This is a genomic window from Hymenobacter aquaticus (genome assembly GCF_004765605.1).
GTDB classification, from domain to species: Bacteria; Bacteroidota; Bacteroidia; order Cytophagales; family Hymenobacteraceae; genus Hymenobacter; species Hymenobacter aquaticus.
Genome location: NZ_SRLC01000001.1, coordinates 444,810 through 462,172 on the forward strand (window position 1 = coordinate 444,810; position 17,363 = coordinate 462,172).

General features: G+C 61.6%; 17 protein-coding genes. 6 read left to right on the forward strand and 11 right to left on the reverse strand.

Annotated features, from left to right (window positions below; all coding sequences use genetic code 11):
* Positions 1-23 precede the first annotated feature (23 nt).
* From E5K00_RS01810 to E5K00_RS01825, 4 genes are all read right to left on the reverse strand, one after another.
* Positions 24-896 carry an EamA family transporter gene (locus E5K00_RS01810; RefSeq protein WP_135461087.1) on the reverse strand — a complete coding sequence of 291 codons (873 nt, stop codon included), beginning with the start codon at positions 894-896 and terminating at the stop codon, positions 24-26.
* A gap of 167 nt (positions 897-1,063) precedes the next feature.
* Complete coding sequence (locus tag E5K00_RS01815) at positions 1,064-1,555, reverse strand: periplasmic heavy metal sensor (RefSeq protein ID WP_135461089.1); 492 nt, start codon at positions 1,553-1,555, stop codon at positions 1,064-1,066.
* A 36-nt stretch (positions 1,556-1,591) separates the two neighbouring features.
* On the reverse strand, positions 1,592-2,053 hold the full coding sequence (locus tag E5K00_RS01820; RefSeq protein WP_135461091.1) for a hypothetical protein: 462 nt from the start codon (positions 2,051-2,053) through the stop codon (positions 1,592-1,594).
* A 30-nt stretch (positions 2,054-2,083) separates the two neighbouring features.
* A complete protein-coding gene (locus tag E5K00_RS01825; RefSeq protein ID WP_135461093.1) occupies positions 2,084-2,635 on the reverse strand; it encodes an RNA polymerase sigma factor in 552 nt (183 codons plus the stop codon).
* A 160-nt stretch (positions 2,636-2,795) separates the two neighbouring features.
* Here E5K00_RS01825 and E5K00_RS01830 point away from each other — a divergent pair, with 160 nt between their 5' ends.
* The 3 genes from E5K00_RS01830 to E5K00_RS01840 all read left to right on the forward strand — a co-directional run bounded on the left by E5K00_RS01830 (position 2,796) and on the right by E5K00_RS01840 (position 5,197).
* Positions 2,796-3,494 (forward strand): hypothetical protein, encoded by a 699-nt coding sequence (locus E5K00_RS01830; RefSeq protein ID WP_135461095.1) that lies wholly within the window; start codon positions 2,796-2,798, stop codon positions 3,492-3,494.
* A 77-nt stretch (positions 3,495-3,571) separates the two neighbouring features.
* Positions 3,572-4,435 (forward strand): pirin family protein, encoded by an 864-nt coding sequence (locus E5K00_RS01835; RefSeq protein WP_135461097.1) that lies wholly within the window; start codon positions 3,572-3,574, stop codon positions 4,433-4,435.
* A 69-nt stretch (positions 4,436-4,504) separates the two neighbouring features.
* Entirely contained in the window at positions 4,505-5,197 is a 693-nt protein-coding gene (locus E5K00_RS01840) for a hypothetical protein (protein WP_135461100.1), read from the forward strand.
* 23 nt (positions 5,198-5,220) lie between these two features.
* Here the strand turns inward: E5K00_RS01840 and E5K00_RS01845 are convergent, their stop codons facing one another.
* Both E5K00_RS01845 and E5K00_RS22725 read right to left on the reverse strand, forming a co-directional pair.
* Entirely contained in the window at positions 5,221-5,433 is a 213-nt protein-coding gene (locus E5K00_RS01845) for a DUF481 domain-containing protein (RefSeq protein ID WP_167856712.1), read from the reverse strand.
* The gene (locus tag E5K00_RS22725; RefSeq protein WP_167856713.1) at positions 5,336-5,947 is read right to left on the reverse strand and encodes a hypothetical protein; all 612 of its coding nucleotides are present in this window, start codon (positions 5,945-5,947) and stop codon (positions 5,336-5,338) included. The genes E5K00_RS01845 and E5K00_RS22725 overlap by 98 nt, the downstream gene beginning before the upstream one ends.
* 139 nt (positions 5,948-6,086) lie before the next feature.
* Here E5K00_RS22725 and E5K00_RS01850 point away from each other — a divergent pair, with 139 nt between their 5' ends.
* On the forward strand, positions 6,087-6,689 hold the full coding sequence (locus E5K00_RS01850) for a hypothetical protein (protein ID WP_135461104.1): 603 nt from the start codon (positions 6,087-6,089) through the stop codon (positions 6,687-6,689).
* Positions 6,690-6,989: 300 nt separating this feature from the next.
* Here E5K00_RS01850 and E5K00_RS01855 read toward each other — a convergent pair whose 3' ends face one another.
* The 4 genes from E5K00_RS01855 to E5K00_RS01870 all read right to left on the reverse strand — a co-directional run bounded on the left by E5K00_RS01855 (position 6,990) and on the right by E5K00_RS01870 (position 12,240).
* Positions 6,990-7,211, reverse strand: a complete 222-nt coding sequence (locus E5K00_RS01855; RefSeq protein ID WP_135461106.1) for a hypothetical protein — start codon at positions 7,209-7,211, stop codon at positions 6,990-6,992.
* A gap of 79 nt (positions 7,212-7,290) precedes the next feature.
* Positions 7,291-8,871 carry a DUF6734 family protein gene (locus E5K00_RS01860; protein ID WP_135461108.1) on the reverse strand — a complete coding sequence of 527 codons (1,581 nt, stop codon included), beginning with the start codon at positions 8,869-8,871 and terminating at the stop codon, positions 7,291-7,293.
* A 64-nt stretch (positions 8,872-8,935) separates the two neighbouring features.
* Positions 8,936-10,567: a vitamin K epoxide reductase family protein gene (locus E5K00_RS01865; protein WP_135461110.1), complete on the reverse strand. Its 1,632-nt coding sequence runs from the start codon at positions 10,565-10,567 to the stop codon at positions 8,936-8,938.
* Positions 10,568-10,785: 218 nt separating this feature from the next.
* Positions 10,786-12,240: a TlpA family protein disulfide reductase gene (locus tag E5K00_RS01870; protein WP_167856714.1), complete on the reverse strand. Its 1,455-nt coding sequence runs from the start codon at positions 12,238-12,240 to the stop codon at positions 10,786-10,788.
* Positions 12,241-12,586: 346 nt separating this feature from the next.
* Between E5K00_RS01870 and E5K00_RS01875 the strand changes: the two genes are divergently transcribed.
* Together E5K00_RS01875 and E5K00_RS01880 are read left to right on the forward strand one after the other, a co-directional pair.
* Positions 12,587-14,866: a peptidase domain-containing ABC transporter gene (locus tag E5K00_RS01875; RefSeq protein WP_135461114.1), complete on the forward strand. Its 2,280-nt coding sequence runs from the start codon at positions 12,587-12,589 to the stop codon at positions 14,864-14,866.
* Position 14,867: 1 nt separating this feature from the next.
* On the forward strand, positions 14,868-16,172 hold the full coding sequence (locus E5K00_RS01880) for an HlyD family efflux transporter periplasmic adaptor subunit (RefSeq protein WP_135461116.1): 1,305 nt from the start codon (positions 14,868-14,870) through the stop codon (positions 16,170-16,172).
* A 170-nt stretch (positions 16,173-16,342) separates the two neighbouring features.
* On the opposite strand, the gene E5K00_RS01885 is transcribed toward E5K00_RS01880, so the two are convergent.
* Positions 16,343-17,050, reverse strand: a complete 708-nt coding sequence (locus E5K00_RS01885; RefSeq protein WP_135461118.1) for a hypothetical protein — start codon at positions 17,048-17,050, stop codon at positions 16,343-16,345.
* Between the last annotated feature and the right edge of the window lie 313 nt (positions 17,051-17,363).

Genomic DNA, 17,363 nt, shown 5'->3' on the forward strand with positions numbered 1-17,363 from the left:
CGCCGTATAAACAACGAAAGCTCTTATTCGGCTCCCAGGGCTGGCTCGGGCCGGCTGGTGGTAAGCGTGGCGCCGGCGCTGGCCAGCACGATGCAGCCCACGGCCAGCCACTGGGGCAGCGTCAGCCGCTCGTGCAGCAGCAGCCAGCCCGACAGCGCCGCGGCCACCGGCTCCAGGCTCATCAGGATGCTGAAGGTGCGGGTGGGCATGGTGCGCAGGGCCTGCATTTCGAGGGAAAACGGCAGCACGCTGGAAAACAAGGCCAGCAGGCTGCCCAGCAACAGCAGGTGGGGCGTCAGGGCGTGAAAGCTGCCACCGGCCACCCCGAAAGGCAGCACCGGCAGGGCCGCAAACAGCATTCCGACGGCCACGGCCCGCTGGCCCGGCAGCACAGTAGCCGTGCGTTGGCCCAGCACGATGTAGACGGCCCAGCAGGCTCCGGCCGCCACGGCAAAAAATAAACCCAGCAGGTCGAGGCCCTGCCCGTTCCAGGGCGCAATCAGGGCAATGCCGGCGGCGGCCAGCACCACCCACACGAAGTCGAACCAGCGGCGCGCCCCCACCAGGGCCAGGCTCAGCGGGCCAATAAATTCGAGGGTGACGGCCAAGCCCAGCGGGATGCGGGCCAGGGCGCAGTAAAACAGGAAGTTCATCAAGCCCAACGCCAGGCCGTAGGGCACCACCGCCCGCCATTGGGCCGGCGTCAGGCGGGCCAGGCGGGGCCGCACTACCACCGCCAGCACCAGGGCCGAAATGCCGATGCGCAGGCTGGCAGTGCCGGCTGCTCCCAGCATCGGGAAGAGGCCTTTCGCAATGGCCGCCCCGCATTGCACGCTGGCAATGGACAGCAGTACGGCGGGCAACGGGGGAAGGGACAAACGAAGGGAACGACTCATGCGGCGGAAAAATGGCTACTCAGGCCGCAAAGGTGGCAACTATAACCGGGCCTTTGGTCATTGGCTTTGCCTAGCCCCGGTTGGAAGGCCGGGTATAGGGTGGCCAGCAAACAAAAACAGGCTGCCACGGGCAGCCTGTTTGGGAGCAATAGAGCGTGCGGAAAAAACTAATCTTCGGGTGGGCCGGCAAACTGGCCCGCGCCGGGCCCACTACCCCCGCGCCGGTCGGCCACGCGCTTGAGGACTTCCTTGGTAAAGTCGCGCTCCGCAATGAAGAGCCGCCCCACCTGGCGGATGGTGAGCACCTTCTGGAATTTGTCGAAGTACTCCTTTTCCAGATTCACCTCGCTCTGGCGCAGGGCCAGGGCCTGGGTCAGGTTATCCTTGATCTGCTGGTCGGAGAGGCCGTCGGGGTTGGCCGTGCGCAGCTGGCGCATGCGGCGGGCCACGTCGCGGCGCTTGTCCGAAAACTCGTTGTAGAGCGGCCAGAAGCGCTGGGCCTGGTCCTGGGTCAGGGATATTTTGTCGGTCAGGTAGGCAATCTTGGCGTTTTCCAGCTGACTGAGCCGCCCGCCCTGGCGGCCGCCCTGGGCAAAGCCCGCCCCGGGCAGGGCCGCCAGCAGCAGCAAGGCCAGGAGGCTACGAAGGAGATATTTCATGGGAGAAGAGAGCAAGAGAAGCGTCAAAAATAGAGGTTACAGATAGTTTTCATCGGTGGGCTGGGCGTCCAGGGCATCCTGCAACTCCCCGGGCGAAGCCTGCAAAAAGCTCTCGGTCAGGGTACGGTCGGTGGCTGATAGCTCGGCCAGGTCCGTGAGCGTCACGCGGGAGTCGGAAGCCAGCAGGTACTGCACCATCTCGGTGCGGGGCACGGCTTCGAGGGCCGCTACCGGCGCCGAAACCGACGTGGCTGCCGGCTGGCTCAGGAAAAAGCTGGTGGCAAAGCCGCCCAGCACCACGGCCGAGGCCAGGGCCGTGCGCGCCGGGCCCGACAGGACCGTCAGCCAGTGCCAGCCCAGCCCGGCCGCGTCGCGGCCGGTGGCGGGCTGCACCCGGGCCATTACCTGGCGCGGCAGCCGCTCGAAGTAGTCGGCTGGGGGCGGAGCCAGCGGCTGGGGCCGCCGCTTGTGGTCATCCAGACGAAAAGGAGTGTTCATAGGGCTTAGATGGGGCGCGGGCCCCAGGGTTTAATCGTGGTGGGATTCTTCGTTGACATACTGTTCAATTTTCTTGACGGCGTGGTGATAGGACGCCTTTAGCGCCCCTACGCTGGTGCCGGTGATGTCGGCCATCTGCTCGTAGGTTATTTCGTCGTAGTACTTCATGTTGAACACCAGCCGCTGCTTGTCGGGCAGGCGCAGGATGGCTTTTTGCAGACGCAGCTCGATTTCGTCGCCGGCCAGGCCGGGGTCGGCTTCCACTTTCTGGGTCAGTTCGGCGGCCACGTCGTTCAGGGGCAGGAAAAACTTGCGCCGCTTGCTGCTCAGAAAGTTCAGGCACTCATTGGTGGCAATGCGGTAAATCCAGGTGTAGAGCGAGGCATCCCGGCGGAAGTTGCCCAGGTGGTTCCACACCTTGATAAACACGTCCTGGGTCAGGTCGTCGGCATCGTCGTGGTCGATAACCATCTTGCGCACGTGCCAATAGATCTTCGACTGGTACTTGCGCACCAGCTGGTTGAAGGCCACATTGCGGGCCGCGGGGTCGGCGAACTTGGCGAGGATTTCCTGGTCTTCCAAGCAGGGGAGCGGGTTAGGAGCGGCGGGGTTGTGCGGGGTTAGAACAAGAAAATGCGCCAGGGTTTAGCGCAAGACGCAGAAAATTTGCGGGCCGGGGCCGCAGAAGCGGAGAAGAGGAATACTTTCGTACCACACGCCCCCAATAATAGCCCGTTTGCCCATGCCCAACGTCCATTCCCGGTTTTGCCTGCTGGCGTCCCTGCTAGTTTCGGCCTGCAACTCCCAGCCGCCGGGCGCTGCTGCCACGAAAGCGGGCCCGGATGCGCCGTATCCGTATCTGCGGGGTACTTGGGTCGAACAGACGAAGACTGGCTTTACCCTGCTCGAAATTCAGGATACGGCCCACGTGCGCTATCATTTCTACGGCCAGCAAAGCCCGGGGAAGGATGCGGAGTATTATTACGCGGCCTCCCAGGCCACCATGGGCTACCACGACCACAACTCGACCTCCATCTGGGTGCTGACCGACCACGTGCGGCTGGATTACAAAATCGACGGCGACCAGCTGCGCGAATACGATAAGATGGGGGAGCAGGCCGTGTTGCGCCGGGTGTATACCGGGCCGCAGCAGGACTACCGGGAATTCGACGGCAGCCAGCTCCGGGGCGTTATTACCGACGTCCAGAATCCGTTGGTGGTGGAAGGCGCGACCCGCAAGCGGGATACCACCGAGCGGCTGGTGCTCAACGACCGTGACCGGCAATACACGTTCACTACCGTTCCCAACGCCACCGGCCGGCGGATTACGGAGCTGGCCGCCGTGGGGGATTCCGTCATCAAGCCCAAGTTCTCGGACACGCTGGTGCTGCGTCGGCAGCACACCGGCCAGCGGCTGAAGTTCACGTTCCGGAAGTTCTAGCCCACCTTCTGCTTTTCCCTGGCTCAGCCCTCAACTCTCCACTCAATCCGCCCCGGCCCGGCGTTACCTTTGCCCTTATGTCCCTGAAAACCATCCGCCGCCGCATCGTGGCCGAGCGCCTCGAGCAGGAGCACCTGACCACCTACCAGCCCCTGCCCAGCCGCTTTGCCGAGCAGCTCGACCCGTTTCTGCTGCTGCACCACACCGGCCCCGAGGAGCTGGAGCCGCACGGCCGCGGCCTGCCCTTCGCGCCCCACCCGCACCGGGGCTTCGAAACCGTGACCTTCGTGCTGGCCGGGGCCGTGCGCCACCACGACTCCCGCGGCAATACCGGCGTGGTCGGAGCCGGCGGCGTGCAGTGGATGACGGCCGGCCTGGGCATCGTGCACAGCGAGAATATTCCGCGGGAATTGCGCGAGACGGGCGGCACCCTGGAATACGTGCAGCTCTGGATTAACCTGCCGGCCCGCCTCAAGCGCACCCAGCCCCGCTACCAGGGCGTCGCCGCCGCGCAGATTCCGCTGGTGACGCTGCCCGACGACCACGGCACCGTGCGCGTAGTAGCCGGCCGCTGGCAGCATGTAACCGGGCCCGTCGAGTCGATTACCGGCATTCAGGCCGCCGTTATTCACCTCAAGGCTGGTGGGCAGCTGCGGGCGGCGGTAGAGGCCGGGCGCACCCTGCTGCTGTACGTGCTGCACGGCAGCGCGCAGGTGAATGGGCGCGCCATCGGGGACCGGACGCTGGTCGAATTTGAGGCCGAGGGCGAGGACGTGGAAGTACAGGCCACGGAGGAAACCACCCTGCTGTGGTGCACCGGCCAGCCCTACCACGAGCCCGTGGCCTGGCAGGGGCCCTACGTGATGAACACCCAGACCGAGCTGATGGAAGCCATGCGCGATTATCGGGTGGGCAAGATGGGAATGCTGTTTGATGAGTAAGTTGCGCCCGTGCTGGCGGCCCGCTGCGGCCGGCTACCTTTCCTCACCGCTTTTTCTTCCCCTTTCCGCGTGTCTCGTTCTTTCGCCCAAGCTGCCGCCTGCGGGGCTTTTCTTGGCCTGAGTGTGCTGGGAGCCTGCTCCACCAAAAAAACCGACGACCAGGCCACCCAACAGCCTGCCCCGCCGCCCGTTGCCGCCGCCTATTCGGCCGCTGTGCTGCCCGCAGCGGCGGCCGCGGCCCCGAAGCTGGAGCTGACGGACTCGGCCAACCTCTCGCCCCGGTTTCTGAAGGAGCTGCGCGCGCTGGGCGGGGCGGGGGCCTACGCCGTGCGCGGCCAGTGGCTGGTCATGGGCAAAGAGGATTCGGTGCAGTTTCCGCTGGATTTGCCCGCCGGCAAGCCCGTGACCTACACCAGCCGGCAGGGCGGCCAGACCTTCACCCTCACCCTGACCCGCACCAGCTACACCACCCTGCGCTTTGCCGCCGACGCGGTGGGCGGCAGCGCCGGAGCTCGGCACGAGGAAGGCACGGCCGACCTGAATCCGGGGTTTCTGCTGGCCGCCGAAGTGCCGGAGGACTCCGAAAGCCAGGTTTCCTACGGGGCCAATGAGTACCAGGGCGAAACGCCGACCCGCACCTATTCCATCCTGGTCGGCATCGGCCCCGACGCCGACAAGGCCGAGCTGAGCGTGTTCGACGCCACCGGCAAGCCCCTGCCCCAGTGGCAGAACCTGCCCACGCTGCGGCGGCCGGCGCTGTAGCCACGGCGGGCAGGGGCTCCGGGCTACTTCGTGCTGAAGGCCACGCCCACCGTCACGTTGGTGTTGTCGGTGGGCTTGCCTTCCAGCACCCGGCTTTCAAACGTGTAGCTATACGTACCCGTGATGGCAAAGCGCGAACTAAAGCGCAGGGCCAGCGTGGTCAGCTGGGTGGCGCGGTAGTCGGCGGTATTTTGCAGGTTGGGCTGGTAGAGCGTGGTGGCGCTGAGCGAAAACACCCGGTAGGAATACACCAGCTTCAGGCGGGTAGAGCTGCGCGACACGCCGCTGGGTGCCGCCCTGGAAGTACGTAGCCTCCCGGATAAAGAGGTTGCTCACCGCTAGCTCCCGGCCCAGCGAGTCGGCGTAGAAGGCCCAGCCCGGCCCCAGGCCCAGCTGAAACCGGTTGTTGATGCCCCGCAGGTTGCTGCGCTCATAGCCCCCGATGCCGTAGAAGCGGAACCGCCCCTTCCAGTAGTAGGGCGTGGCATTGAACAGCCACTCGCGCTCCTTGAGCAGCCCTTCCTGCTTGCCGAAGGTGAAGCTGCCCGTCAGCGGGGCCCCGAAGTGCAGCCCCCGCAGCAGGGTAGCCGAGTGGGAAGTGGAGAACAGGGCGCGGTTGACGCCCCCGGCCGAGTACTGCCCCGCCAGCTGCCCGCTGTAGCGGATGAGGGTCGTGTCGGGTTTCTGGGCGCGGGTGGGCAGCCGGGAGCCGAGCAGTACGGCCACCGTGAGCAGGGTGCGAAAGGACATTCCGGGCGCGGCATGGCTGCCATGATGAGCGGCAAAGGTAGCCCGACCCCGGAAAAGCTGGCCAACCGGCCCACTTTCTCTATCTTCTGGCCCTTTCTATTGCTACGCCCCAACATCTGCCAAACGATACCCCGCCAGCATGCATACGTTACTTATTTCCCTGGGCCTGCTGCTCAGCGGCCTGGAGTATGAATCTGCCCTGCGCCCGACTATTTCCCGCGTGAGCCCGCCCGGCCGCTGCCAGCCGGACCCGCTGCTCCAAAACGAGGACTGTACCCGGGGCGCGGCCGAGCCGGTGGTGAAAAAGGCGGTGTTTCCCAATACTACTTTCCGCTTGCAGCCCGACCAGCGCACCGGCATCGAAACCGTACGCTTCGCCAACGGCGACCGGCTCCAGATAAAAAACTGGGGCTGCGAGTCCTACGTGCTGACCTTCCGCTTCGAAACGACCCGCTTCCCGCAGCCACCTTCCGACCTGGCGGCCTGGTACGCGCATGCCATAACCCTGCTCCGGGAAACGCGCCCGGGCCTGCACGCGCCCCTCGACCTGAACGCCGGCATCCGGGCCCTGACAAGCTACCTGGCCCGCCACAAAAACTCCCAAGCCGCGCCCCTGCGACTAGACGAGGAAATCGGCTTTGGCCCTGAGACCATGCCCACCGTCGTGACCCTGGACAAGGTGGAAAAGCTGGCCGGCAACCGGGCGGCGGTGGAAGTTTCGCTGGCCCTCGGGCCCCTGTGAGTGCCGTAGCGCTAGCCTGAGGTGCGGGGCCGTTGCTATGGGGTGGCAGGCCACGGGGGTAGCAGCTTTCGGCCAAAGATGAGGCAGGCACCGGGGCATACAAAAAGCGTGTTGCTCACTGCCGCCAGCCAGATTACGCGAATCTGAGCTGGGTATCCGAGTTATTTTACCAGGAGCGTCCGGGTAGAATGCAACTCAGATACGGCAGTAAGCAACACGCTTTTTTAGCAATGCCGCCGTCGGGGGCTACTCGCGCGGGCGCGCCGGGCCGGCGCTACCCTCGCGGGGTATCTGCTGGTGCTAGCTGCACATCGAAGCGCCGGTTCCGGAGCCGCGCATCAGGCAGTAGCACGTGCCGCCACCGGAGTAGCAGCCAAAGCCCGAACACGAGCCGCAGCCACCGTCGCCGGCAACCAGCCCCTTCATTTGCTCCCGGCTCAACAGATTTTTGATTTTCGAGCCACTAAATTTTACAGCAGTTTTCATAAAAAAAGGAAATTGAAAAAAATAAATTACGGTCATGTTTAAGGGTACACAAGCCAGAAAACCCATGTTCGGCCGAACAATATCAGGTAAGAAGAATCAGATTAGCTAGCGTATTCTACAGCGCAGGATGCAGCTCCCGCACTACCGCTTCGGCGGTACTCCCCACCGCCGCCGGGCCGACAACGCACAGGTTGCCGGTGTGGGTGAGATGAAAGCAGAGGAAGCCAAAAACCAGGCTTTTAATGTGCGTAGTCGGAATTTCGCCCGGATTGTTAGCGTCTATTATTTCCATCAGCTCGTTGCCGCTGAGTACTTCTCCCTGGAAATAAGTCAGGAGTTGTTCCCAGTTGACGAGCGGCTGCATGAATACCTCGTCCGTGTCCAGCTTCGTCAGAATGGAAAGAATACTATCCTCGGGCTCCAGGGCATCGTCAAAAGCGCCCGACAAGGCAGCGTGCAGCGTGCTGGCCGCCGGCACCTCGATGATAGCCGCGCTGGGAGCCAGGGTAAACGCGGTGTGCAGAATATCCTCGATGCTGGCCTGGGCCATGAAACGATAGACAGCCTCCGCGTTGGGAAACCCAAAGCCGGTGAGGTCGGCCACGGTGGCCTGAAGAGCTTCCAGGTTCAGGCTGTCGGCTGCGGCAACGCGCAGCGGCGTTTCGGTCGCCCCGGTAAGCTCCCGCCGGGGGCCGGGCTCCAGCACGAGGTCCGGGGTGGCCCCGGCAGTCGGCCCGGCCCAGGCTACCCGGTACATGGGCGCCTGCGTATTGCCTTCCGGAAATAAGCGGTCCGGCTCCTGAAAAAGCTCCTGCTGCTTATAAAACCGGTTAATCCGGTGGTAAACCCCGGGAAAGTGATACCGCAGGCGGTTTTCTACCTGCAAGCAGTTATAATACTTCTGCTTGGCGCTGCCCAGCACGTGAATGTAAGTGCCCGTGACGGGAACCTGGTCGAAATGCAGGATTTCCTCGAAGTTCTTGCCGAGCTTATCGAACAGGAAATTGATTTTTTTACCCTGGCTTTCCGCTAGCTGCTTAAAGAAGAACTGCTCAATAATGGTGTTCGAATATCCGGCAAATACGTCGGCGGCCAACCGCTCTGTATTGGTGTCAATCAGCGCCAGCGCCTGCCGGGAATAGCTGCTGAGAAAATCCAGGTCGGAGCCGCCCAGTACGCCGGCGTTTATGGCCGTCACCACGGGAGCCTGGGTAGCGGCCGGCCGCATGCAGCCAGGCAGGCCCTGTAGCGTAGCCTGAAAGTGCTGCAGCGGCCGAGCGTAGGACTCGTGATGCTCCAGCTCCGGACTTTGCACCAACAGAAAGCTGGGGCCCAAGTGCTCTACTTTAAAGGGCGCCCAGGTAAAAACGTCGCCGTCGACGTGCAGGAAGGGCTGTTGCTGCAGATGATAGGCATACAGCTTGGGCAGGCTCCAGAGGCCTGCCGGGTAGTGGTTCAGGCGGTCCAAGCACACATTTACGTGGGTATAAGGCAGCTGCAGCTGGTCGATGAGCAGCTTGGCCCCGGCCTCATCCGTCACCAGTTCTACCTGCGGGTACCACCGGCGCAGCAACGAGCAGCTCAGGGCCATGCTGTAGTGATGATACTTCTCCGACAGCCACCCGCCCCGCACCCGCGACTCTTCAATGGCGGCCCCCTTCGCCGGAGCGGACCACAAACTCTGAACGATTTTCATATCCTAATTCTTGGCTAGCAATACTTGTCTAAAACGTGCTATATCGGGCCCGTTCGGCGCTGTGTTATCCGGCTACTTCTTCTTTGCCGGCCGAATAAATCAGCTCCTGCGTCATGGCCAGAATATCATCCAGGGTATAGTTCTGCGGCAGGAAATACCCGTTGATAAACAAGGCTGGCGTGCGGGTAATGTGCTCCCGCAAAATCCACTGCCGGTGCGCCAGGCTCAACTGCTCGCTGTGGCTGTCCGGTACCGAAAAATCAACCACCCGCTTCTGCTTGAAGCGCTCCAGGTCCATGTCCTCGAACCAGTCTTGCAGCAGGCGTACCGTACGCTGGGTTTGCTCGGGCTGCCCCTGGATATTTTCCCGCCAGTAGCGAATCAGGTAGTGCACGCTCGTCGGCGAAATGTCGGCATCCCGGCCGCTGAGCACAAAGCGCAGCGCAATCTGAATTTCCCGCGGATACACCTGAATAGCATCCACTACCTTCTGGAAATGCTCTTTGCAGGGTTGGCAATGCAGATTGAGCACCAGCACGAGCTTGAGCTTGGCCTCGGGGCTGCCCAGAATAATCTCGTCCGTGAAGGGCGTTATCGTGATGCGGCGCGTGAACTGTAGCAGGTGCTTGAAGACGGCTACCGAGCCTTTAACGCGCAAGGCCTCCGCTTCCGATTTGATGACGGTGAAGTACTCTTTCAGCAGGCCCTTGCCCAGCACGGTCAGCGCCAGCACCGCCCCGAGCAGGAGGGCAAAGCCCAGCACGGCCACCGGCGCAAGAGCGGTGGCTTCCACGGGCTGCAGCTGGTGCAGCACCACGCTGATGCCGAGCTGAGCCAGCAAAACGGCATCAACGAGCAGGCACAGCTTGCACCAGGTTTTGGCAATGGCATACTGGTACACCACCGAATAGCCGATAACGGGCAATGCCAGCAGGCTCAGGGCCAGGAAAACGGCCTGCGCTTCGTGGTATAGTACCCCACTCAGAACTGCCGCATACAGGGCCAGAATCTGAAAGGTGAAGTAAGCAAATACCGCCTCGGAAAGCTTGAGTACACCCAGAATAGAAGCACCCTCCGAATTTAGCAGGCGGTTGCAATCCGTTTTGGCATTGCCTTCCACGGCGCAAAAATTCTCGACCGAGCTGTACTTAATGCCCAGGTCTTTGGCCAGCAGAAAATAGCCGATTGCGCCCCCGGCCGCCGCCAGCACCAACAGGCCGCCCATGCCGGCGCCTACGGCGGCGGAAGGAGCTTGCGCGGCCAGCCGCAGCCCGCCGTAGACCGTCGTCAGGACCCCCGTAAGCGCCAGGGCCATGACTAAAAAGCGGGAAAACTGCTGGCGCTTGTAGGCCCCAATGCGCTCCTGCACGGCCAGGACCGGCTGAGGATCAACCTGAATAATGACCCCGCTCCAGAAGGCCAACGCTTCCTGATTGGCCGCAACGTCGCCGGGCTTCCGGATGGCAACAATGTCGCCCCCATCGGCTTCGGTGTGCAGCAGGCAGGGGTAGGGCAGGGCGTCAAGCTCGGCCCGGTCTACCATGCTCATTTCGTGCTGTAGTCCCAGGCGCTCAAACGCATCGGAAATACTGACCAGCGCCGGAAAATCCGAGTGGGTACGAATCAGCCGTTCGCAGTGCGCCTCGGCCACCGGGGCCCCTATATGGGACAGAAAAGTTGCGACTGTTTTTTCCATTACAAAATAGACTAATGGTAATGTATCGGATAGTTTGTGACGTATTCCCCGTGCTGCGCCATTCGAACGAGAGGGCACAGCCGGCTTAAGATAGAATTACCGTTGCCGGCAAGGGATATTTACTTACTTGATTAACTGACTGGTGTCGAGCAATGCGGACCTGAAATAGCCGCTCATAAAGACCAGCGAGACGATGGGGCCAGCCCGGCCCTTACGCGTTATTTGCGCAGGGCGCTTTCAATGGCGGCTTCCGCTTCGGCGCCCGCCGACGGTGCCGGTGCCGGCCGGGCCCAGATACGCCCGTCGCGCCCGATAAGCAGGTGCGACGGATACGAATACACCTGGTAATCAGTCGCCAGGGTGTTGTCGGGGCTGCGTAGCTGCACGCCGGCCGCCGACGTAAGCTGATGCTCCCGCAGGGTCCGCTGCCACTTCTCCTCCGTATCGCCCACGGCGACGGAAATAAACACGACCTCACGTCCCGCCATCTTTTGCCGCAGGGCAGTACTGGCTGGTATTTCGGCCAGGCAGGGCGCGCACCAGCTCCCCCAAAAGTCGAGGTACACTACTTTGCCTTTATAATCACTGAGCGCCACCTTGTTGCCCATGTTGTCGAGCAGGGTAAAGGCCGGGGCTGGCTGCCCGGGCTGCACGCGCAGCTGCTTACCGACCATCTCGCGCAGGTTGCGCGCCAGGGCGGAGTCCCGGTTTTGCTGCCGGAAGGTGGGCATTGCCGCTACTACGCCGGCCGTATTGGTATCCAGCTGGTAGCTCAGCAGTTGGTATATAGCTTTGTCGCGCGCGGCGGTGGGCCCCAGGTCGGCCGTGGCCTGCGCATAGACCCGGGGGCCCTCCGTGGGGCTAGGGCTGAGCGTGCCGGACGGAACCAGCCGGCTACTATAAACGGTCAGAAACTGCAGCACCAGTGTCGACTCGTAGGGGTCGCGGCCGGAATAGTAATCCAGCTTTTTCAGGGGCAGCTCAGACAGAAAACTGAAATAAGAAGCCGGTAAAGAGAGGGGCTGCTTGTTGGTATCGCGCAGGTAGCGCGGGTAGTCGAGCAGCGAAATTGCCCACTGCAGGTCGATGTGCAGGGCCGCATCCTGCTTGAAGGTGGCGCTCAACGCATGGGCTTGCGCGTAGGTCGCCAGGAAGGCGCGGCGCTTTTGGCGAAAGGCGTCGGCGTAAGCCCGCATTTGCGCGGCCGTTGTTTGGGGCGTGCGCTGCTCCATTGGCCGGGCCACCGAACCCGCTGGCCCATACTCGAATTGCCACAGCGCCTGCGCCAGATAATTATTGGCGGCGGCCCCGCGGCCAGTAAACCGCAGCGTTTCATCAAAGCGCGGAAAGTCGAGGCGCAGGTGCAGGCTGTCGCCGGGCGTTAGGTAGAGGCTGGCGTGCTGCCGGGCATAGTACAGGGATGCCGGCGTCGCTTGGGCCATATTCGCGGGCAGCGTCAGGGTAAAGGTCCCGTCGGCCCGCAGGGGTGTTTTAAGCTTGGTCTTGCCAAATTCCAGGCGCACGGTATCCCCGGCCGGCGCATGTTCCAGCTGGCCGGAAACGATGGTCTTGGCGGCTGCGGCAGTAGCAGCGGGAGAGGACGAGGAAGAGCCAGGAAACAGGCAACTGTAGCCAGCGTGCAGAACCGCCAGCAGCAACGATAAGAATAGCATCAAGTAAAAATTACAGCCTAAAAAAGCACTGAAATAATAGCAACGATAAAGTAATTGTTGAGCCAAATATAAGGGAGTCTCCAGAATTTAAAAGAAGCGGCCAAAAAATATCTGCCGGTCCTGCTGCCCCGCGTGGCGCTCAGTAATAAGCTTAGCCCACGCGGCCTTACTATGGGTCGAGCACCGAGGCGAGCGGCGGGCCCGGCTCTGGGACCCGGAAGGAGCGCCGCGAAAAAAAGCGGGGCCGGTACCTTGCGCTGGTTGGCCGACTTCTGTGTATACTTGTGCGTTATTACCTATGTTTTTAGAGCGTGTTTTTATTCTTATCATACCGTCATAGTTCTTTATGAGTGATTTTCCATTCTACAAACAACTGGACCAGAAAGACTGTGGCCCGGCCTGTTTGCGCATGGTGGCCAAGCATTATGGTCGCACGTTTTCGGCGCAGACCCTGCGGGAGAAAGCCCGCATCAGCAAGGAAGGAGTCTCGCTGCTGGGGTTGGCAGATGCCGCCGAAGCCATTGGCTTTCGGGCGCTGGGCGCCCAGATTTCATTTGAGCAGCTGGTAGAAGATGCGCCGCTGCCGTGTATCGTGCATTGGCGGCAGCAGCACTTCGTGGTCGTATATGAGGCGAAAAAAGCGCGCCGGCCCTGGGCTTCCCGCCTGCCGTTTCGCACGGCCGAGGCCGAGGCCGGAGAAGCAGCCGGGCAGTATAGGTCCGTGCGAATCGCGGATCCGAACATCGGGCTGATCACCTGTCCGGTAGACGACTTTAGGCAGCACTGGCTGACTCCGCAGCCTGGTTCCGAGGATACGGGCGTGGTGCTGATGCTGGAGCCGACCGAGGCCCTGCACGAGCAGGAGGCAGAGCGCAACACGGCCTACAGCGCGGAGAAAATCCTGGCTTACCTATGGACCTACAAGCGGCTGCTGCTCCAGCTGCTGATCAGCATCCTCGTGGGCAGCGGGCTGCAACTGCTCATGCCTTTTCTGACCCAGTCGGTGGTCGATGTGGGAATTAACACGCAGAACGTTCCTTTCCTCTACCTGATATTGGCGGGGCAGTTTTTGCTGATGGTCGGCCGGCTCGTGAATGACTTTATTAAAGGCTGGATCCTGCTCTACATAAGTGTTCGGGTGAACATCAGTATTCTCTCGGACTTCTTCATCAAGCTCATGCGCCTGCCGGTGGCGTTCTTCGATACCAAGCATTTCGGCGACTTGCTGCAGCGCGTAAACGACCACCACCGCATCGAGGCCTTTCTGACCGGGCAGACGGTGAACGTTGTGTTTTCCTGTATCAGTCTGGTTATATTCTCCGGGGCCCTGGCTATCTACAGCCTGCCGATATTTACCGTGTTTATCCTGGGCAGCCTGCTGTATTTCGGCTGGATCATGCTGTTTTTGGCCAAGCGTAAAAGTCTGGACTACAAACGATTCGACGTTTCGGCCCGCGACCAGAGCATGATGGTGCAGCTGCTACAGGGCATGCAGGAAATAAAGCTGGCCGGTGCCGAGCGCCCCATGCGCTGGGCCTGGGAGCGAATTCAGGCCCGGCTCTACAAGCTGCAAATGAGTAGTCTTGCCCTGAATCAGTACCAGCAAACGGGCGCTGTGCTGCTGAACGACGGTAAAAACATCATTATCCTGTTTATGGCGGCTCAGGCCGTCGTAAACGGGCAGCTTACCCTGGGCCAGATGCTGGCGCTCCAGTATATCGTGGGGCAGCTAAGCAGCCCCATCGAGCAGCTCATCGGGTTTGTGCAGGGCTTTCAGGACGCGCGCATCAGCCTGGAGCGCCTCAACGAAATCCATGCCGTGGCCGATGAGGAATCCGCCGATGTGCTGCCGGCCCCGCTAACCCCGGGCAGCACCTGGCGCGAGGCCCACGCAAACAGCCTGCAATTCAACCACGTCAGCTTTCAGTACCTGGTGGGGGAGCCCATTCTGAACCAGATTAACCTCTTGATTCCCGGCGGCAAAACGACGGCCATCGTGGGGATGAGCGGAAGCGGCAAAACCACGCTGCTCAAAATGCTGCTGCGTTTTCATGACCCCAGCAGCGGGGAAATTCGCCTGGGCAATGGGGCTTTGCGCTCCGTGAGCCACTCGCAGTGGCGCAGCCAGTGCGGCGTGGTAATGCAGGACGGCTTTTTGTTTTCCGATACCATTGCCCGCAACATTGCCGTGGGCGTAGACCACATTGAAATAGAGCGCCTGGAGCACGCCGTGCACGTGGCTAACCTGCGCGACTTTATTCAGACCCTGCCGCTGGGCTACCACACCACCATCGGGGCGGAGGGCAACGGTATCAGTCAGGGACAGCGCCAGCGCATTCTCATTGCCCGGGCCGTGTACAAAGATCCGCAATTCATTTTCCTGGATGAGGCCACCAATGCCCTCGACGCCAACAACGAGGCGGTGATTGTGGAACGGCTGAACGAATTTTTCCGGGGGCGCACCGTCGTCGTTATTGCCCACCGCCTGAGCACCGTGATGCACGCCGACCAGATTGTGGTCCTCGACAAGGGCAGTATCGTGGAAGCAGGCACGCACGCCCAGTTGGTAGCTACCCGGGGCAGCTACTGGGAGTTAGTGAAAAACCAGCTGGAACTAAGCGCCTGATATGCCGACCGACAATCCGACTTATTTAATCGAGCTGCGGGCGGAGGAAGTGCAGGAAGTGCTTTCCCGCCGGCCGCCGTGGCTGCTACGCTGGGGCGGGGCGTTTGGGCTGGCCGCTACGGGGCTGATTTTCCTGTGTACCTGGCTGATTCATTACCCCGATGTGGTGACGGCCGGCTTCACGCTCACCTCCGTGAATGCCCCCAAAGTAGCCGTGGCGCGCACGGAAGGGCGCATCGTGAAGCTGCTGGCCCACGACACCGCGCCCGTGCTGGCCGGCGCCCCCCTGGCGTACCTGGAAAGCACCGCCGACCACGCCGAAGTGCTGGCCCTGGCCCGTACCCTGCAAGCGGCGTGGCAGCTGGCCCGGCAAAACCAGTATGCCGACCTGCAAAAGCTGCCCCTGCACGGGTTTCACCGGCTGGGCGAGCTGCAAAACGACTACCAGAGCTTTCTGCAGAAATACACGCAGATAAAATTTAATACTCTGACCCAGTATTACCGGCAGCAAAAGGATATCCTCGACGGCCAACTGCTGGATTTAAAGAAGCTGGAAACCAATTTGCGGCATCAGGAAGCCCTGCAAAAGGCGGAGCTGGACATAGCCCGGCAGCAGTTTCAGGCCCAGAAGCAACTGGCTCAGCAAAAGGTGATTCCCTGGCTGGAGCTCGAACGGGAGAAAAGCAAGCTGCTGGAGCGGCAGCTGCTGTATACGCAAGTGGCCTCGGGGGTTATTCTTAACACGAGTGCGCAGCGCCTGAAGCAAAAAGAAAGCCTGGAGCTGGCCAAAGCCCTGGCCGAGCAGCTCGACAACTTTCAGCAGGCTATCAATACCCTGCAAAGCGCAACGGATACCTGGATGGCCCGCTACATTGTGCGGGCTCCCACGGCCGGCACGCTGTATCTGCCGCGTCCGCTGCAGGAAAACCAGCAGGTTAGCCTGAATCAGGAGCTGTTTTACATTGCTCCGGCCAATACGCGTTACACGGGCGAAATAAACATTGCCCAGCAGAACGCCGGCAAAGTGCAGCCCGGCCAAACCGTTCTGATAAAGTTCAGCGGGTACCCGTACCAGGAATATGGCTTGGTGAAAGGCCGCATTACATCCGTGGCGGAGGTGTTGCTCAAAAACAACGTGTTCCTGGCCCGGGTAGAGCTGCCGGCGCACCTGGTCACGACCCAGGGCCGCACGCTCAAGTACAAGAATGGCATGACGGCCACGGCCGAAATTATTACCACCGACAACCGGTTGCTTTACAAAATTCTGCCGCCCCTGAAGTTTCTCTTCGACCCGGCCGGCGTGTAGTACTGGGAAACTCCAGCCTTGCCCCGCAAGGCCGAGCGACTATAAAAACCCTTTGTCACCTGTTGGTGAAGGGTTTTTGCCAATTTTTAAGCAACGAAACGGCCCCGGCTGCAAAGCGCAACCGGGGCCGTTTGCACGTATGCAGGGCCGGGAGGCGCGTCCGCCCGGCCTCAGGCGGCCGTCGGCTTCGGGGCCTTCACCTCCTTGCCGGCGGGCTGGTGCTGGTTGAAGTACTTTTTATCGAAGTAAGACGCCGCTTCGCCGGGCTGCTCATCAAAGGCTAGGCCCAGGGTGCGGGCGTTGCGGGAGAGCTGCAACGTCAGCCGGTCGCGCTCGGCATTGCTGCCCAGGCTGGCGTCGGCCTGCTGCTTTTTCTGCCCGCTCTGAGTTTTGAGGGCCGAGAGCAGCGCGTCGCGGTGGACCGCATACGCAGCCTTCACGTCGGTATCGAGCAGGCCGCCCAGGTCTTTAAATGCCGTATCGAGGCGCTCCAGCAGGCCGGGCCATTCGCTGTGGTCGGCGCGGTGGTACTCGGAGCTGCCGCTAGGGTAGAAGCGCAGCCGGTCGGCCTCTTTCTTGATCTTGTAATTGATGGCCTCCCGGCCCTCACCCACGAGCCACTGCACCAGAGCAGTTTCGGCTTCGCCCAGCGTGAGGGTGCGGCCCTTGCCCGTGCTGCGGGCCGTTGCCGAGTCGGAGCGTTGCCCGAAATACGCCGTGTAGCGGTCCTCCGTGGCCTTAATCAGGTCGGCGAAACGGTCCTTGTCGTTGCCCTTGCGCAGCCGCTCCAGGTGGTCGCGGGTGCCGGCTTCGAGGTCGGCATGGCTCAGGGCCACGTCATCAAACCAGTTGCTAAAAATCTTTTCAAACGAAAGCATAATAGAAAGTAAATAAAGGATTAAACATGCTTCTAGGTACTGAGAATAGTCGAGTTTACCTAGCTGGAAAAGAGCGGACTACCCGGGAAATGTTTCGCGGGCACCCCGGAGTTTTCCGGAGCCCTCAGGAAAGGTTTCGCGGGCACCCCGGAGTTTTCCGGAGCCCTCAGGAAAGGTTTCGCGGGCACCCCGAAGTTTTCCGGAGTGCCCGCGAAAGGTTTCCTGGGCGGCCCAAAGTTTTCCGGAGTGCCCAGGAAACGTTTCGTCAAGGGGCCGGAGTTTTCCGGAGGGCTCAGGAAAGGTTTCTCGGGTG

What these genes read in the sequence shown, in the direction of transcription:
- E5K00_RS01810 (WP_135461087.1), bottom strand. Translation starts at nt 896, where the DNA reads ATGAGTCGTTCCCTTCGTTTGTCCCTTCCCCCGTTGCCCGCCGTACTG.
- E5K00_RS01815 (WP_135461089.1), bottom strand. Translation starts at nt 1,555, where the DNA reads ATGAAATATCTCCTTCGTAGCCTCCTGGCCTTGCTGCTGCTGGCGGCC.
- E5K00_RS01820 (WP_135461091.1), bottom strand. Translation starts at nt 2,053, where the DNA reads ATGAACACTCCTTTTCGTCTGGATGACCACAAGCGGCGGCCCCAGCCG.
- E5K00_RS01830 (WP_135461095.1), top strand. Translation starts at nt 2,796, where the DNA reads ATGCCCAACGTCCATTCCCGGTTTTGCCTGCTGGCGTCCCTGCTAGTT.
- E5K00_RS01835 (WP_135461097.1), top strand. Translation starts at nt 3,572, where the DNA reads ATGTCCCTGAAAACCATCCGCCGCCGCATCGTGGCCGAGCGCCTCGAG.
- E5K00_RS22725 (WP_167856713.1), bottom strand. Translation starts at nt 5,947, where the DNA reads ATGTCCTTTCGCACCCTGCTCACGGTGGCCGTACTGCTCGGCTCCCGG.
- E5K00_RS01850 (WP_135461104.1), top strand. Translation starts at nt 6,087, where the DNA reads ATGCATACGTTACTTATTTCCCTGGGCCTGCTGCTCAGCGGCCTGGAG.
- E5K00_RS01855 (WP_135461106.1), bottom strand. Translation starts at nt 7,211, where the DNA reads ATGACCGTAATTTATTTTTTTCAATTTCCTTTTTTTATGAAAACTGCT.
- E5K00_RS01860 (WP_135461108.1), bottom strand. Translation starts at nt 8,871, where the DNA reads ATGAAAATCGTTCAGAGTTTGTGGTCCGCTCCGGCGAAGGGGGCCGCC.
- E5K00_RS01865 (WP_135461110.1), bottom strand. Translation starts at nt 10,567, where the DNA reads ATGGAAAAAACAGTCGCAACTTTTCTGTCCCATATAGGGGCCCCGGTG.
- E5K00_RS01870 (WP_167856714.1), bottom strand. Translation starts at nt 12,240, where the DNA reads ATGCTATTCTTATCGTTGCTGCTGGCGGTTCTGCACGCTGGCTACAGT.
- E5K00_RS01875 (WP_135461114.1), top strand. Translation starts at nt 12,587, where the DNA reads ATGAGTGATTTTCCATTCTACAAACAACTGGACCAGAAAGACTGTGGC.
- E5K00_RS01880 (WP_135461116.1), top strand. Translation starts at nt 14,868, where the DNA reads ATGCCGACCGACAATCCGACTTATTTAATCGAGCTGCGGGCGGAGGAA.
- E5K00_RS01885 (WP_135461118.1), bottom strand. Translation starts at nt 17,050, where the DNA reads ATGCTTTCGTTTGAAAAGATTTTTAGCAACTGGTTTGATGACGTGGCC.